This window comes from Halomonas sp. NCCP-2165, from assembly GCF_023708045.1.
GTDB lineage: Bacteria > Pseudomonadota > Gammaproteobacteria > Pseudomonadales > Halomonadaceae > Bisbaumannia > Bisbaumannia pacifica.
This window is the reverse complement of record NZ_BRCY01000013.1, coordinates 37,412-52,096: the sequence shown is the minus strand read 5'-3', so window position 1 is coordinate 52,096 and position 14,685 is coordinate 37,412. Positions and strand designations below refer to the sequence as shown.

Sequence of the window (14,685 nt, the reverse complement as noted above, 5' to 3'; positions counted from 1 at the left end):
TGGCGGGCGCGAAAGCCACCGGCGCAGGCGGACAGGTAGTAGCGGAACATCCGCCGGGTGCGCTCGTTGTAGTTGGCGGCGATCTCGTGCCAGCGTTCATCCACATTGGCCAGCCAGGCCATCAGGGTACGGTCGTAGTCGGCCCCGAAGTTCTGCCAGTCTTCCATCAACAGCCGGGCCTCGCTGGTGGCGGTGATATCCGCCGCGGAGGGCAGTACCCCATTGGGAAAGATATACTTGTTGATCCAGGGGTCGGCGGTGATCTCCGAGCTGTTGGAGCCGATGGTGTGCAGCAGGAAGAGGCCGTCCTCGGCCAGCAGGCGCTCCACGGTGGCGAAGTAGGTGGGGTAGTTGCGGTGACCGACATGCTCGAACATGCCGATGGAGACGATGCGCTCGAAGTGGCCCTCCAGTTCCCGGTAGTCCTGCAGGCGAATTTCCACCGGCAGCCCCGCGCAGCGCTCCCGAGCCAGGGCGGCCTGCTCCCGGGAGATGGTGATGCCGGTGACCTCGACGCCATGGTGGCGGGCGGCATGTTCGGCGAAGCTGCCCCAACCACAGCCGATATCCAGCACTCGCATCCCGGGGCGCAGCTCCAGTTTGCGACAGGCAAGCTCCAGCTTGGCCCGCTGGGCCTCGTGCAGGGTCTTGGCCTCTTTCCAGTAGCCGCAGGAGTAGCACATGGTGGGATCGAGCATGCGCTCGAAGAGGTCATTGCCCAGGTCGTAATGGGCCTCGCCGACGATATAGGCGCGGGCCTTGCTCTGCAGGTTGAAGAAGCCCGACTGCAGGCGATACATCAGCCGCTCGGTGGGGGTATGGGCGCGCTCGCCCAGGCCATGCAACAGCAGTCGGCAGGCCATCTCGTCGATGCGTTCGCACTCCCACCAGCCATCCATATAGGCCTCGCCGAGCCCCAGGGTGCCCTGATGCAGCACCCGGGAGAAGAAATCGGGGTGGTAGACCCGCAGGTCCCAGGGCTGGTTACCGTTGAGGGTGACGCCGGACCCGGCCAGCAGCTGCTCGACGATGCGTCTGGCGCGGGTATCGGGCAGGGTGAGGGGGGCGATGCGGCTATCACTGGTCATGGCGTCCTCCTGAGCCGGGTCGGCTGTACGGCTGCCGTCGACTTAGGATTGAGCATAGTTCAAGGCGCTAAGCCTTGGTAATCAAGGCACTTCCAACGTTAGGAGTAGTGAAAATGCATGTCATGGTGGACCTCTGTGTCGTTCCCCTGGGGGTGGGTGTCTCGGTGTCGCCCCAGGTGGCGGCCTGCCAGAAGGTGATTCGGGACGCCGGCCTGAGTCATCGTATGCACGCCTATGGCACCAATATCGAAGGGCCCTGGGACGAGGTGATGGCGGTGGTCAAGCGCTGCCATGAGGTGGTGCACGAGATGGGCGCGCCGCGCATCACCTCGACGCTCAAGGTGGGTACCCGCATCGATCGCGCGCAGAGCCTGGATGACAAGGTGGCCAGCGTGGAGGCGCTGCTCGAGCGCTGAGTGTCTCTTATGGATATGGCGATGCCTTATCCTGACACTGTCCGGGGGACGATAGTGGCTAGGCTGATGGCGCGGAAACCGCACTGACAACAACCAAAGGAAGCCAGCCATGAGTCAAGCCAACCGCGGAGTCGTCTACAAGGGCCCGGGTGAAGTCGCCGTCGAGTCTATTCCCTATCCGGAACTCGCCATCGGCAACCGCAAGTGCGATCACGGCGTGATCCTCAAGGTGGTCACCACCAATATCTGCGGCAGCGATCAGCATATGGTGCGTGGCCGCACCACCGCGCCGTCCGGCCTGGTGCTGGGTCACGAGATCACCGGCCTGGTGGTCGAGTGCGGTCGCGATGTCGAATTTATCCAGCCGGGCGACCTGGTCTCGGTGCCGTTCAATATCGCCTGCGGTCGCTGCCGCAACTGCAAGGAAGGCAAGACCGGGATCTGCCTCAACGTCAATCCGGCGCGGCCCGGCGCGGCCTATGGCTACGTGGACATGGGTGGCTGGGTCGGCGGCCAGACCGAGTACGTCATGGTCCCCTATGCGGACTTCAACCTGCTGAAGTTCCCGGACGCCGATCAGGCCATGGACAAGATCCGCGACCTGACCCTGCTCTCGGATATCTTCCCCACCGGCTTCCACGGCTGCGTGACCGCCGGCGTCGGGCCCGGCAGCACCGTTTATATCGCCGGTGCCGGCCCGGTGGGCCTGGCCGCGGCGGTCTCCGCCCAGCTGCTGGGGGCGGCCTGCGTGATCGTCGGCGACATGATCGAGGATCGCCTGGCCCAGGCCCGCAGTTTCGGTTGCGAGACCATCGACCTGACCCAGGACGGTGACATGGCCGACAAGATCGAGGTGATCCTCGGCGAGCGGGAGGTCGATGCCTTCGTCGACTGCGTCGGCTTCGAGGCCCATGCCTGCGGCTGCAACCATGGCAAGGAGGCGCCGGCCACGGTGCTCAACTCGGCCATGTCGCTGACCCGCGCCGGCGGCCAGATCGGTATCCCCGGCCTCTACGTGACCGAAGACCCGGGCGCCGCCGACGACGCCGCCAAACAGGGGGCGTTGAGCATGCGCTTCGGCCTGGGGTGGGCCAAGTCACACAGCTTCCACACCGGCCAGTGCCCGGTGATGAAATACCACCGGCCGCTGATGCAGGCGATCCTGTTCGGCAAGGTCAAGATCGCCGATGCGGTCAATGTCCAGATGATTACCCTGGATCAGGCGCCGCAGGGCTATGCCGACTTCGATGGGGGGGCGGCGAAAAAATTCGTCATTGACCCCCACGGCAGCGTGGCGGCGTAAGTCAGAGGCACCTGCGCCGAGGATGGCCCGCGCCGATGCGTGGCGCGGCCAGCTTATTCATAGGATTGACCCCCATGGCAGCGTGGCGGCGTAAGTCAGAGGCACCTGTGCCGAGGATGGCCCGCGCCGATGCGTGGCGCGGCCAGCTTATTCATAGGATCGACCCCCACGGCAGCGTGGCGGCGTAATTGCTTTAAGCCGCGTAATAAAGCGGGCGGTTTGACCGCCCGGTTATCGATGCCCCGCCCGGTGCGGGGCATCGTCGTTGGTGGACAGGGGTTCCAGGTGGTCGCCGGCCTGGCGCAGCAGATGTCGGGTCAGGGCCGCCAGGGTCTCGCCCCCCTGGCGCCAGTGGTGCCAATAGAGGGGAACCTCGATCCGGCGTGCCCGCGGTTCGGGGCTGGGCAGCTCCACCAGGCGACCCTCGGCCAGCTCGCGGGGCACCTGGCGTTCGGGAATCATGCCGTAGCCGAGCCCGGCCAGGGCCATGCCCACGAAGCCCTCGGAGGAGGGGCAGAGGTGGTGGGGAAAGGGCTCATGGAAATCGTGCCGGGCCAGGTAGCGATGCTGGAGGCGATCGTCCGGTCCATAGACGATGGCCGGGGCGCGGCGCAGGGCGGCGTGATCGAGGCCCCGGGCGAAGTGCCGGGCGACGAAGTCGGGGCTGGCCAGGGCGCGATAGTGCATCTGCCCCAGGGCATGACTGCGGGCGCCCTGGACCGGACGCGGGCTGTCGCAGAGGCAGCCCGCCACCTCGCCGTCGCGCATGCGCTTGAGCGCCACCTCCTGATCCTCCACCAGCAGCTCGAAGAGCAGTCGCTGTTGGTGACAGAAGCTGGCCATGCTGGCGGGCCACCAGGTGGCCAGACTATCGGCATTGATGGCCAGGCGCAGGCGCGTATCCGCCTCGCCCAGGGTCGGTACCTGATCCAGCAGGTCATGCTCCAGCAGGCGTACCTGGCGAGCATGGTTGAGCAGGCGCCGTCCCACCGGCGTGGGGGCGGGGCGGGGGCCGCGTACCAGCACCGCTTGGCCGAGGCGGGCCTCGAGCAGCTTGATGCGTTGGGAGACCGCCGATTGCGTCAGTCCCAACCGCTGGGCGCCGCGCTCGAAGCCGCCCTGGTCCACCACCGCGGTCAGGGCCTCGAGGAGTTTGTAGTCGAGCATCAGTTCGGCTTATTGAATATTCGGTGAATTAATTTCATTAATTTCAAGTCGCACTCTAGCCTCGGGGCCTTCGCTTTGCCATCGAGGAAGAGTCCGGTGTGGACGTCACTATTGCATGGGCTGGCGGTAGGCGCCGGCCTGATCATCGCCATCGGGGCCCAGAACGCCTTCGTGCTCAACCAGGGCTTGCGTCGCGAGCACGGTTACCTGGTGGCCGCGATCTGTGCCCTCTGCGACTGGCTGCTGATCGGCCTCGGCGTACTGGGCGTCGGCACCCTGCTGGCACAACAACCGGCACTGATCGCCGTGGCGCGCTGGGGCGGGGCGCTATTCCTGGCCTGGCAGGCGGGGCTGGCGCTGCGTCGAGCCGGCGCGGCCCAGGGGCTGGTGGGGCGGGGCGCGACGCCGCGTTCCCGCCGCATGGTGATCCTCACGACCCTGGCGGTGACCCTGCTCAATCCCCAGGTCTATCTCGACACCTTGCTGTTGCTCGGCGCCCTGGGTGCCCTGCAGCCCAGTCCCGGGGCCTTCGTGGTCGGCGCGGCCCTGGCCTCCTGTGCCTGGTTCTTCGGCCTGGTGGGGGCCGCCGCCTGGCTGGCGCCACGGCTCGCCAGCCCCTTGACCTGGCGGCTCGTCGACCTGGGCATCGCCGCCATGCTGGGCTGGATCGCCTGGCAGCTGGCCAGCGGGGCCCTGCTGGCTTAGTCCGTCATGTTTTCTTTACGCCCTGTCAGGGCAGCGCACCACCCGGGGGGCGGGATAGCGGTGGGGGGGTCGCCTGTCACGAAATATTTACACATGGTGGTCATCGGCCTGGGGGAGGGGCCGCCCCGCGGTGCCTTGGTGGCATTCCCGTCGCGCCTCCCTGGCCCTAGCCTGTAGCCATCCCGCCTGGCCGAGGGCCGGGTCAAGACGACACAACAACCGGAGGCTCCATCATGAACGCCGTGGCACAGACCCAGACGACCGCCGAGATCTCATCCCACAACCCCATCGGCACCAACGGTTTCGAATTCGTCGAATTCACCGCCCCGGATGCCGAGGGCATCGATGCCCTGCGCGGGCTCTTCACCCAGCTCGGGTTCACCGAGACCCGCAAGCACCGCTCCAAGCAGGTCTTCCTCTTCCAGCAGGAGGGCGTGAACTTCGTGCTCAACGCCGAGCCGGGCAGCCATGCCGCGGAATTCGCGCGCATTCACGGTCCCAGCGCCTGCGCCATGGCCTGGAAGGTGGCCGACGCCAAGCAGGCCTACGAGCACGCCCTGGCCAACGGCGCCGAGGCGGCGGAGAATCCGGTGGGCCCCGGCGAGGTGGGCATCCCCGCGGTCAAGGGCATCGGCGGCTCGCTGCTCTATTTCGTCGATGACAAGCTCGACGACCAGGGCCGCAGCATCTATGACATCGACTTCGCGGCCATCGATGGTCGCACGCCCCAGGACAACAGCGTCGGCCTCAAGGTGCTGGATCACCTGACCCACAACGTGGATCGCGGCCAGATGGACGTCTGGGCGGGCTTCTACACCCGTATCGCCAATTTCCGCGAGATCCGCTACTTCGATATCGAGGGCAAGATGACCGGGCTCTTCTCCCGGGCCATGACCGCCCCCTGCGGCAAGATGCATATCCCCATCAACGAGTCCGCCGACGACAACTCCCAGATCGCCGAATTCCTGCGCGAATACAACGGCGAGGGGATCCAGCACCTGGCCATGGCCACCGACGACATCTATGCCACCGTCAAGGCCCTCAAGGCCAAGGGCGTCAAGTTCCTCACCACCCCGGACACCTACTACGAGAAGGTCGACGCCCGGGTCCCCAACCATGAGGAAAACGTCGATGACCTGCGCGAGCTGAGCCTGCTGGTCGACGGCGCCCCGGATCAGGGCGTGCTGCTGCAGATCTTCACCGAGACCGTGATCGGCCCGATCTTCTTCGAGATCATCCAGCGCAAGGGCAACGACGGCTTCGGCGAGGGCAACTTCAAGGCCCTGTTCGAATCCATCGAGGAGGATCAGATCCGCCGCGGCGTGCTCAAGGGCGAGTAAAGCGATACCGCCGCCTCGACTCGAGGCGGCGTTTTTGCTACAAGACAGGCCTTAGTGTCAAGCCTGGCGAAAAAAACAGACTTTCCATTTGGTCTAATGGCTAGATAGCAACAAATAACGCTAGAATTCCCGACAACAACAAGCGCTGTAAGGTATCCCGATGACGACGACAAATGACGCTCCCAAGACCCTCTGGCTTGGGCGATGGGGCTTCGTGCTGGCGGCCACCGGTTCGGCGGTAGGCCTCGGCAATATCTGGAAGTTTCCGTATATCACCGGCGAGTTCGGTGGTGGCGCCTTCGTGCTGGTCTACCTGGCCTGTATCCTGGCCGTGGGCGTGCCCATCATGATGGCCGAGATCAGTTTCGGACGCCGCGGCCGCGGTAGTCCCATCGATGCCATCCGGCGGGTGGTACAGGAGTCCGGCGGCAGTGGCTTCTGGTCGCTCTTCGGCTGGATGGCCATGCTCTGCGGCTTCATGATCCTGACCTTCTATGTGGTGGTGGCCGGCTGGTCCTTCTCCTACCTGTGGAAGATGCTCAGCGGCGGCCTGGTAGGCTCCAGCGTCGATGACATGGCGGCGATCTTCGGCGCCAACAACGCCAACCCCTTCAACTTGGGGGCCTGGAGCACCCTGGTCACGGTGCTGACCATGCTCATCGTCGGCAAGGGCGTGCAGGCGGGTATCGAGCGCAGCGTCAGCTGGATGATGCCGGGCATGGTGGTGATGCTGGCGATCCTGATCGGCTACGGCGTCTATTCCGGCGGCTTCGGCGAGGCCTTCGCCTTCCTGTTCTCCTTCAATACCGAGGGCCTGAGCAGCGAAGGCTTGCTGGCGGCCCTGGGCCATGCCTTCTTCACCCTTTCCCTGGCCTCCGGTGCCATCCTCACCTACGGCGCCTACCTGCCCAAGGGTCACTCCATCGCGCGGACTACCTTCAGCGTGGCCATCGCCGATACCGTGGTGGCGCTGATGGCCGGCCTGGCGATCTTCCCGATCATCTTCGCCAATGGCATGAGTCCGGGCAGCGGCCCGGGGCTGATCTTCATGAGCCTGCCGCTGGCCTTCCAGGCCATGCCTTTCGGTACCCTGTTCGGCGTGCTGTTCTTCCTGATGCTCTCCATGGCGGCCCTGACTTCCTCCATCTCGATGATCGAGGCCACCGTGGCCTGGCTCACCGACAACAAGGGCGTCTCGCGCAAGCAGGCCTCCTGGGGCGTGGGGATCCTGCTGTGGGTGGTCAGCACCCTGGCGATGCTCTCCTTCAATATCGGTGCCGACTGGACCCTGGGCGGGCGTAACTTCTTCGACTGGCTCGACTACCTGACCTCGCGCTGGATGATGCCCCTGGGTGGCCTGGGCATGGCGCTGATGGCCGGCTTCCTGCTGCGCAACGAGCTGTTCAAGGAGGAGCTGGGACTCTCCAACGCCCAGCACGCCCTGTGGCTGTTCATGGTCCGCTACGTCAGCCCCCTGGGCATCGTGCTGATCTTCGTCGATGCCCTAGGCCTGGCCAGCCTCAACCTGGCCGCCCAGTGGCCCTGGCTGCTGGCCCTGCTGATCGCCATCACCCTGGTCGGCGAGTTGGCCAGCCCGCGACTCAAGCGCCAGTTCTCCTGAGTCTGACGCTTACCCCGGACGCCTGGCGTCCCGCGACCCCCGCCCGGTGCGGGGGTCGTTCGTTTTAGGGCTTCGTCCGAGCACCTCGTCCAAGCACTCGGCCGCGACGACGGGGGGATTGGCCGGCAGGGACACGAGACCTTATATTTGGCTATAAGAAATCCTCTCTATCGATTAAAATAGAATATCTCGTGCCGTTATTTTCAGGAGCCCGCCCCATGATCGCCAGCGATGAGTCCCCTGCCGATGCCCAGCGCCTGGCGCTGCTGCGCGACTTTCCCCGGGGGCAGGTGAGCCTGGTGGGCGCCGGCCCCGGCGATCCGGAGCTGCTGACGCTCAAGGCCCTCAAGCGGCTGCAGGCGGCGGAGGTGATCCTCCATGATCGCCTGGTCAGCGCCGAGATCCTCGCCCTGGCCAATCCCCAGGCGCGACGCCTCTATGTGGGCAAGGCGCGCTCGCAGCACAGCCTGCCCCAGGAGGGGATCAACCAGGCCCTGGTGGAATGGGCCCGCCAGGGCAAGCGGGTGGTGCGCCTCAAGGGCGGCGACCCCTTTATCTTCGGTCGCGGCGGCGAGGAGCTGGAGACCCTGGTCGAGGCCGGCGTGGCCTTCGAGGTGATCCCCGGCGTCACCGCCGCCGCCGGCTGCGGCGCCTATGCGGGGATTCCCCTGACCCACCGCGACCATGCCCAGTCGGTGCGCTTCGTCACCGGCCACCTCAAGGACGGCAGTTGCGACCTGGACTGGCCGGCCCTGGCGCGGCCGGGGCAGACCCTGGTCTTCTATATGGGGCTGGGCAGCCTGGAGATTATCCGCGCCCGGCTACAGGAGCATGGCCTGCCCGGCGACACCCCCTTGGCCCTGGTGGAGCAGGGCACCACGGCGCGCCAGCGGGTGCACCGGGGGACCCTGGCCAGCCTGCCCGAGGCACTGCGCTCGGGGGCGGTGCGCCCGCCGACGCTGATCATCGTCGGCAGCGTGGTCCGCCTCCATGACCGCCTCGCCTGGTTCCGCGGCGAGAGCGCCAGCCAGGGCTGGGACGAAGGCAAGCACCCCACGCCGCGAGCCGGTAGCCGGAGCGCCTGAAGGGGGGCGTCTCGCTCGCCCGCGGGACCATCGAGGAAAGGCCACGACGGGGTCGCGCTTAGCGCGGCCCCGTTATCGTTTGGGCCCGCTGCCTTAGGCCAAGGTCGGTATGACAGTGGCGCTCGGGGACGCTATGATTTAAAACAGTTGTTTTAAATCATCCATTGCTTTCAACCGCTCCGAGGAGAGTTCCATGGCCAGCTACCGTGCCCCGCTTCGCGATATGCGTTTTATCCTCAACGAGGTCTTCGCGGCGCCCGAGACCTGGGCCGCCATGCCCGCGACCCAGGCCCTGGATGCCGACCTGGCCGAGGCGATCCTCGAGGAGGGAGCCCGGGTCACCGGCGCCGAGCTCTTGCCCCTCAACCAGAGCGGCGACGCCGAGGGCTGTCGCTTCGAAGACGGCGAGGTGCATACCCCGGCGGGCTTCAAGGAAGCCTTCGCGACCCTGGCCGAGGGCGGCTGGTTCGGCCTGGGGGGCAATCCGGAGCATGACGGCCAGGGTATGCCCAAGCAGCTCACCGTGGCCTTCGAGGAGATGCTCTACGCCACCAATACCGGCTTCGCCCTCTACCCGGCGCTGAACAGCGGCGCCACCCTGCTGCTCGACAGCCACGCCGATGCGGCCACCAAGGCGTGTTATCTGCCGAAGATGTATGCCGGCCAGTGGCTGGGCACCATGTGCCTCACCGAGCCCCACTGTGGCACCGACCTGGGATTGATCAAGACCCGCGCCGAGCCGCTGGATGAGCGGCGCTACGCCATTACCGGTACCAAGATCTGGATCACCGGCGGCGAGCACGACCTGGCCGAGAATATCGTCCACCTGGTGCTGGCCAAGCTGCCGGACGCCCCGGCGGGCTCCAGGGGCATCTCGCTGTTCCTGGTGCCCAAGTTCAGGGTCGACGAGCGGGGCGAGCTCGGCGCGCGCAATGCCCTGAGCTGCGGCGGCCTGGAACACAAGATGGGCATCAAGGGCAGCGCCACCTGCGTGATGAACTTCGATGGCGCCGAGGGCATCCTGATCGGCGAGCCCCACCAGGGCCTGGCCGCCATGTTCACCATGATGAACTACGAGCGCCTCTCCATCGGCATCCAGGGCCTGGGCCTCGGCGAGGTGGCCTACCAGAGCGCCATGGACTTCGCCCGGGAGCGGCGCCAGAGCCGCGCCCCGAGCGGGCCCGCCGAGCCCGAGGCCGCCGCCGATCCCATCCTGGTGCATCCCGATGTGCGGCGCATGGCCCTGGACGTGCGGGCCTGGAACGAGGGGGGCCGGGCCTTTACCGCCTTCGTCGCCGGCCAGCTCGACCTGGCCAAGTTTCACCCCGAGGCGGCGGTGCGCGACCAGGCCGATGAGATGGTGGCGCTGCTGACCCCGGTGGCCAAGGCCTTCCTCACCGATCGCGGCTTCGAGGCCACGGTCACCGCCCAGCAGCTCTACGGCGGCAACGGCTACTGCGTGGAGTGGGGCGCCGAGCAGTATGTGCGCGACGCGCGCATCGCCATGATCTACGAGGGCACCAACGGCATCCAGGCCATGGACCTGGTGGGGCGCAAGCTGGCCCGCAATCGTGGCGCCTACCTGGCCCGCTTCGCCGCGGCCATGCGCGCCGACCTGGCGGAGGGGGGCGACGCCGAGATCGCCGATTTCCGCGATGCCGCCACCCGGGCCCTGGCGCGTCTGGAGGCGGTCGTCGACGGCCTGCTGGCGCGCGCCGGCGACAATCCCGACGAGCTGGGCGCCGCCGCCACCGATGTCCTGGAGCTGCTGGGCCTGGTGGCCTACGCCTGGATGTGGTGGAAGATGGCCCGGGCGGCGCGTCACGGCCTGGCCGCTGAGGGCGCCAGTGGCGAGGCCCTCTATCGCGCCAAGCTGGCGGTGGGTCGGTATTTCCTCTCCCGCCAGCTGCCCAAGACGCTGAGCCTGGAGGCGCGCATCCGCGGCGGCGCCGAACCGCTGATGAGCCTGACCGAGGAGGCCTTCTACCCGGTCGATTGATGCGGGACTTACCAGGAGCGTCCCTTGTGGGCCGGCTCTTTATCTGGCCTCTCCCGCCAGCTGCCCAAGACGCTAAGCCTGGAGGCGCGCATCCGCGGCGGCGCCGAGCCGCTGATGAGCCTGACCGAGGAGGCCTTCTACCCGGTCGATTGATCGGGCCCCTGGTGCGCCGCTCGGCGATGGCGGCCCAAGCGAGACACGCCGATGCCCCGCCTGGTGCGGGGCATCGGCGTGTTGGGTTCTGGGTTCAGGGAGAGGGGGCGGTATCGATACCGCGGGAAAACTCCCGGCGCCAGCGGGCCAGCAGGGCCTGGCGCTTGAGGTCGTCCAGGGTAGCCAGCAGGCTCGGCCCCAGCGGGATGGGGTGCAGCGCCTCACCGTGGGCATCGCGCAGGGCCTCGGCGGTGCCGGGGCCGCGCAGCGAGGGGTGCAGGGCCCCCAGCGGCGTGGCGTCGGCGATCACCCGCTGCCCCGGCTCGCCGATCAAAAAGTTCAGGAAGCGCCGGGCCTGCCGTGGGTGGGGGGCCTGCCGCGGGATCAGCGCCAGGCGCCGGGTGACCAGGGTGTAGTCGCTGGGAATCACCAGGGTGAGCGCCGGGTTCGCCGCCACGGTGGCGCTGGCATAGCTGCCCAGCAGGTTGTAGCCCAGCCAGTAGCGCCCCTCGTCGAGTCCCCTCAGCATCTCGCCGGTGGTGGTCGCCAGGACGCTTTGCGCCTCGCCCAAGGCCGCCACCAGGTCCCAGTAGCGGGGCGAGCGGCGCGCCTCCTCGATGGCATAGGAGTAGCCCGCCCCGCTGCGCCTCGGGTCATAGGTGACGACCCGGCCACGCAGGGCGTCGCCGTGACGCTCCAGCAGCTCGAGCAGGGCGGCGTGGCTGTCGGGGCGCCCGAAGCGCTCGATCAGTTCCCGGCGCACCACCATGACCACCGGCTCGAAGGTGAAGGCGAACAGCTCCTGGCGCCAGCGGGCCCAGCGCGGCCAGGCCGCGGCGGCGTCGCTCTCCAGGGCCTGCGCCTGACCGTCGTTGGCGAGGTGATACTGCCAGGGCATGGCCGAGGAGATCAGCAGGTCCGCCTCGTCCGGGGCCGCCAGGAAGCGCTGGTGCAGCGTCAGGGTATCGAGATTGCGGTAGGTGAGGGCGATCTCCGGGTGGCGGGCGTGGTAGGCCTCGAGGAGCGGGCGCATATAGGGCAGGTCCAGGGCGCCATGCACGACCAGGGCGTCGTGGGCCGGGCTCCCGGCCTCGGCCGGATAGTGGAGCGACTCCTCGGCGAGGGCGAAACGCCCCAGCAGGAGCAGCAGCAGGCAGGCCGTCGCGAGGGGCTTCATGGCGTGCCTCCCGGGAAGCGCAGGCCGATTCTCAGGCCCCGTCCCGCATCGCCATCCTCCATAAAGAGGCGCGCCTGGTGGCGGCGGGCGATACCGTCGACGATGGCCAGTCCCAGCCCCGACCCATCGCCGCCGCCGTCGCCGCCGCGATGGAAGGGGCGCAGCATCAGCAGGCGCTGCGCGGCAGGGATGCCCGGCCCGTCGTCTTCCACCTCCAGGGTCGGCGGGCTGGCATGGACCCTCAGGGTGATGCGCCGGGCGCCGTAGCGTCGGGCATTGTCGATCAGGTTGCTCAGCGCCTCCTCGAGTTGCCAGTCGATGCCCGAGATCATCACCGCCGTCTCCGGACTCTCCACGCCCAGGTCGATGCCCTCCCGGTGACAGCCGGTCCAGTGGTGGCGTACCGCCTCCCGGGCCAGGGGGACGAGGTCGAGGCGGACCCGCTCCGGGTGGTATTCGGGGTTGTTGAGTCGCGTCAGGGAGAGCAACTGGACGGCCAGGCGCGAGATGCGGTTGCCGCTGGCCCGGATCGCCTCCAGGGCCTCCCGCCAGCGCTCGGGGTCGTCCTGGCGCAGGGCCAGCTCGGCCCGCGCCGTCAAGCCGGCCAGGGGGGTGCGCAGCTGGTGGGAGGCATCGCCGATAAAGCGCTCCTGATTGGCGCGGACTCGGCGCATGCGCGCCAGCAGCTCGTTGAGCGTCTCCCGCAGCTCCGCCAGCTCCCGGGGCAGCGGCAGCTCCAGGGGCGCCAGGGTGCGCGGATCCCGGGCCTGAATCGCCCGGCGCAGGCGGGTCAGCGGCGCCAGGGCGGCGCGGATCGCCAGCAGCAGGATGGCCACCGCCAGGGCCGCCATGCCGAGGATATAGGCCAGGCTGGAGCGCAGCAGCTCCCCGGCCAGGCGTTCGCGCCCCTCGCGACTATGGGCGACCCGCACCTCGAAACGCTCGCCGCGGCGCCAGTCCTCGAGCCGCACACGGCCCACGCCCTGGCGAAGGGGCAGCTCCCCCCGCTGGATATCGCGATACAGCGGGCCGTCACCCTCGGGTGGCGGATCCCGGGGATCCCCGGGCAGGGGGGCGTTGCCGGTGATGAAGTTGTCCTCGGCGTCATAGAGGGCATAGAAGACCCGCTCCTCGGCATCGGTGGCCAGCATCTCGAGGGCCGCCGGCGGCAGATCGAGCCACAGGCGGTCGTCCAGCCACTGCACCTGCTCGGCGATCGCCAGGATGGCCGCCTCCAGCAGGCGGTCGTGGGCACGGTCGGCGGTGCGCCGGGCCTCGACCCAGGCCTGCAGGATCATTATCCCGCCCAGGGCCAGCAGCGGCAGCAGCAGCCAGGTCAGCAGGCGGCGGTAGAGGCTGTCGCGGCGAATCACCGGGCCTCCAGCAGGTAGCCGAGGCCGCGCACGGTGCGCACCGCGATCTCCTCGTGTGCGAGGCGCTTGCGCAGGCGATGCACATAGACCTCGATGGCATTGTCGCCCATGGCTTCTCCCTGGAAGGCCTCCTCGGCGAGGCGCGCCTTGTCCACCGGCTCGCCGGCATGGCGCAGCAGGCAGGCCAGCAGGCGCTGCTCCCGGGGCGGCAGCGCCAGCGTCTGCCCCGCCAGGGTGAAGCGCTGGGCCAGGGCGTCGAAGTGCAGCGGGCCCAGTTGCAGGACCTGGCCACGCTCCCGGCGGCGCAGCAGGGCGCGGACCCGGGCCTCCAGTTCGTCGAGGGCGAAGGGCTTGGCCAGGTAATCGTCGGCGCCCAGGTCGAGGCCGCGGACCCGGTCCTCCACCGCCCCGCGGGCGGTGAGGATCAGCACCGGGGTGTCGCCGTCATGGCGGCGCAGGGTGGCCAGCACCTCCAGCCCGCCGCAACCGGGCAGGTTGAGGTCGAGCAGGATCAGGTCCTGACCATGGTCCGCGGTGTCGAGGCGGGCACGGGCGGCGTTGCCATCCTCCAGCCGCTCGACCCGGTGTCCCTCCAGGCGCAGGGCATCGCCCAGGGTCTCCGCCAGCAGGGGGTCGTCTTCTATCAGCAGGAGTCTCATGGGGTCGCCTCCGCGTCGCCGGCGAGGGCCCGACAGGCCGTGGCCAGGGCCCGGCGCGCCGCCTGGGGAGCCAGCCGGCCGGCGGGGCCGGAGAGCGACAGCCACAGCGCCTCGGCGCCCAGCGGCTCGGGAAGCGCCTGGCAGATCATGGTGCCGCCGGGCAAGGCGAGGCGCGGGTCGTCCGGCGCGGGCAGCGGCCAGCGGCGCCCGGGACTGAGCTCATGGCGCAGTTCCTGATTCGGCAGCGCCACCAGGCGGCACTCGGCCTCGTCGCCGCGACTCGCCAGCAGGGCGGCGGTCTCGCCGGTGGTGGCGGCCAGCCGGTCCAGCGCGGGCTGGATGCGCGCCGCCAATTCCCGGGAAGGGGCATGACGCCGGGCCAGGCGCGCCGGGCTGGCCCCCAGGCGCCAGCGGCCATCGGCGTTGCGCTGGACATAGTCGAAGCGCTCTAGCGAGCCCAGCAGGCGCAGCAGGGTGCTCTTGTAGAAGCCGGTGACCTGGGCGAGTTCGGCCAGGCTCAGCGTCTCTCGGTCGGTGTCGAAGGCCTCGAGCGCCGTCAGCGCCCGCTCCACGGCCTCCACGCGATCCTGTGCCATGAC

Annotated in this window: 14 protein-coding genes; 8 read left to right on the top strand and 6 right to left on the bottom strand. The window is 68.4% G+C overall.

What is annotated here, in order from left to right; genetic code table 11:
- Positions 1–1,088: cyclopropane fatty acyl phospholipid synthase (cfa, locus tag NFU04_RS08815; protein WP_251309087.1), on the bottom strand; the 1,088-nt coding region annotated here is incomplete at its 3' end.
- 113 nt (positions 1,089–1,201) lie between these two features.
- Between cfa and NFU04_RS08810 the strand changes: the two genes are divergently transcribed.
- Positions 1,202–1,504 (top strand): MTH1187 family thiamine-binding protein, encoded by a 303-nt coding sequence (locus NFU04_RS08810; RefSeq protein ID WP_251309086.1) that lies wholly within the window; start codon positions 1,202–1,204, stop codon positions 1,502–1,504.
- 109 nt (positions 1,505–1,613) lie between these two features.
- Entirely contained in the window at positions 1,614–2,807 is a 1,194-nt protein-coding gene (gene fdhA, locus NFU04_RS08805; RefSeq protein ID WP_251309085.1) for a formaldehyde dehydrogenase, glutathione-independent, read from the top strand.
- A gap of 231 nt (positions 2,808–3,038) precedes the next feature.
- Here the strand turns inward: fdhA and NFU04_RS08800 are convergent, their stop codons facing one another.
- Positions 3,039–3,974 (bottom strand): LysR family transcriptional regulator ArgP, encoded by a 936-nt coding sequence (locus tag NFU04_RS08800; RefSeq protein WP_251309084.1) that lies wholly within the window; start codon positions 3,972–3,974, stop codon positions 3,039–3,041.
- A gap of 96 nt (positions 3,975–4,070) precedes the next feature.
- Between NFU04_RS08800 and NFU04_RS08795 the strand changes: the two genes are divergently transcribed.
- The 6 genes from NFU04_RS08795 to NFU04_RS16385 all read left to right on the top strand — a co-directional run bounded on the left by NFU04_RS08795 (position 4,071) and on the right by NFU04_RS16385 (position 10,877).
- Positions 4,071–4,679, top strand: a complete 609-nt coding sequence (locus NFU04_RS08795) for a LysE/ArgO family amino acid transporter (RefSeq protein ID WP_251309083.1) — start codon at positions 4,071–4,073, stop codon at positions 4,677–4,679.
- A 233-nt stretch (positions 4,680–4,912) separates the two neighbouring features.
- Positions 4,913–6,019, top strand: coding sequence for a 4-hydroxyphenylpyruvate dioxygenase (gene hppD / locus NFU04_RS08790; RefSeq protein WP_251309082.1), 1,107 nt, complete (start codon positions 4,913–4,915; stop codon positions 6,017–6,019).
- A 160-nt stretch (positions 6,020–6,179) separates the two neighbouring features.
- On the top strand, positions 6,180–7,640 hold the full coding sequence (locus NFU04_RS08785; RefSeq protein WP_251309081.1) for a sodium-dependent transporter: 1,461 nt from the start codon (positions 6,180–6,182) through the stop codon (positions 7,638–7,640).
- Between the two features lie 218 nt (positions 7,641–7,858).
- Positions 7,859–8,725: a uroporphyrinogen-III C-methyltransferase gene (cobA, locus tag NFU04_RS08780; RefSeq protein WP_251309080.1), complete on the top strand. Its 867-nt coding sequence runs from the start codon at positions 7,859–7,861 to the stop codon at positions 8,723–8,725.
- Positions 8,726–8,918: 193 nt separating this feature from the next.
- Positions 8,919–10,724: an acyl-CoA dehydrogenase C-terminal domain-containing protein gene (locus NFU04_RS08775; protein ID WP_251309079.1), complete on the top strand. Its 1,806-nt coding sequence runs from the start codon at positions 8,919–8,921 to the stop codon at positions 10,722–10,724.
- Between the two features lie 24 nt (positions 10,725–10,748).
- Positions 10,749–10,877: a hypothetical protein gene (locus NFU04_RS16385; protein WP_285835134.1), complete on the top strand. Its 129-nt coding sequence runs from the start codon at positions 10,749–10,751 to the stop codon at positions 10,875–10,877.
- 94 nt (positions 10,878–10,971) lie between these two features.
- Here the strand turns inward: NFU04_RS16385 and NFU04_RS08770 are convergent, their stop codons facing one another.
- The 4 genes from NFU04_RS08770 to NFU04_RS08755 are packed head-to-tail and all read right to left on the bottom strand — an operon-like array spanning position 10,972 to position 14,682.
- On the bottom strand, positions 10,972–12,054 hold the full coding sequence (locus tag NFU04_RS08770) for an ABC transporter substrate-binding protein (RefSeq protein ID WP_251309078.1): 1,083 nt from the start codon (positions 12,052–12,054) through the stop codon (positions 10,972–10,974).
- The gene (locus NFU04_RS08765) at positions 12,051–13,427 is read right to left on the bottom strand and encodes a sensor histidine kinase (RefSeq protein ID WP_251309077.1); all 1,377 of its coding nucleotides are present in this window, start codon (positions 13,425–13,427) and stop codon (positions 12,051–12,053) included. Before NFU04_RS08765 ends, NFU04_RS08770 begins: the two co-directional genes overlap by 4 nt.
- On the bottom strand, positions 13,424–14,086 hold the full coding sequence (locus NFU04_RS08760) for a response regulator transcription factor (RefSeq protein ID WP_251309076.1): 663 nt from the start codon (positions 14,084–14,086) through the stop codon (positions 13,424–13,426). Before NFU04_RS08760 ends, NFU04_RS08765 begins: the two co-directional genes overlap by 4 nt.
- The gene (locus tag NFU04_RS08755) at positions 14,083–14,682 is read right to left on the bottom strand and encodes a helix-turn-helix domain-containing protein (protein WP_251309075.1); all 600 of its coding nucleotides are present in this window, start codon (positions 14,680–14,682) and stop codon (positions 14,083–14,085) included. The genes NFU04_RS08760 and NFU04_RS08755 overlap by 4 nt, the downstream gene beginning before the upstream one ends.
- Positions 14,683–14,685: the final 3 nt, after the last annotated feature.

Coding starts and splice junctions, on each gene's coding strand:
- NFU04_RS08810 (WP_251309086.1), top strand. CDS start 1,202: ATGCATGTCATGGTGGACCTCTGTGTCGTTCCCCTGGGGGTGGGTGTC.
- fdhA (WP_251309085.1), top strand. CDS start 1,614: ATGAGTCAAGCCAACCGCGGAGTCGTCTACAAGGGCCCGGGTGAAGTC.
- NFU04_RS08800 (WP_251309084.1), bottom strand. CDS start 3,974: ATGCTCGACTACAAACTCCTCGAGGCCCTGACCGCGGTGGTGGACCAG.
- hppD (WP_251309082.1), top strand. CDS start 4,913: ATGAACGCCGTGGCACAGACCCAGACGACCGCCGAGATCTCATCCCAC.
- NFU04_RS08785 (WP_251309081.1), top strand. CDS start 6,180: ATGACGACGACAAATGACGCTCCCAAGACCCTCTGGCTTGGGCGATGG.
- cobA (WP_251309080.1), top strand. CDS start 7,859: ATGATCGCCAGCGATGAGTCCCCTGCCGATGCCCAGCGCCTGGCGCTG.
- NFU04_RS08775 (WP_251309079.1), top strand. CDS start 8,919: ATGGCCAGCTACCGTGCCCCGCTTCGCGATATGCGTTTTATCCTCAAC.
- NFU04_RS08770 (WP_251309078.1), bottom strand. CDS start 12,054: ATGAAGCCCCTCGCGACGGCCTGCCTGCTGCTGCTCCTGCTGGGGCGT.
- NFU04_RS08760 (WP_251309076.1), bottom strand. CDS start 14,086: ATGAGACTCCTGCTGATAGAAGACGACCCCCTGCTGGCGGAGACCCTG.
- NFU04_RS08755 (WP_251309075.1), bottom strand. CDS start 14,682: ATGGCACAGGATCGCGTGGAGGCCGTGGAGCGGGCGCTGACGGCGCTC.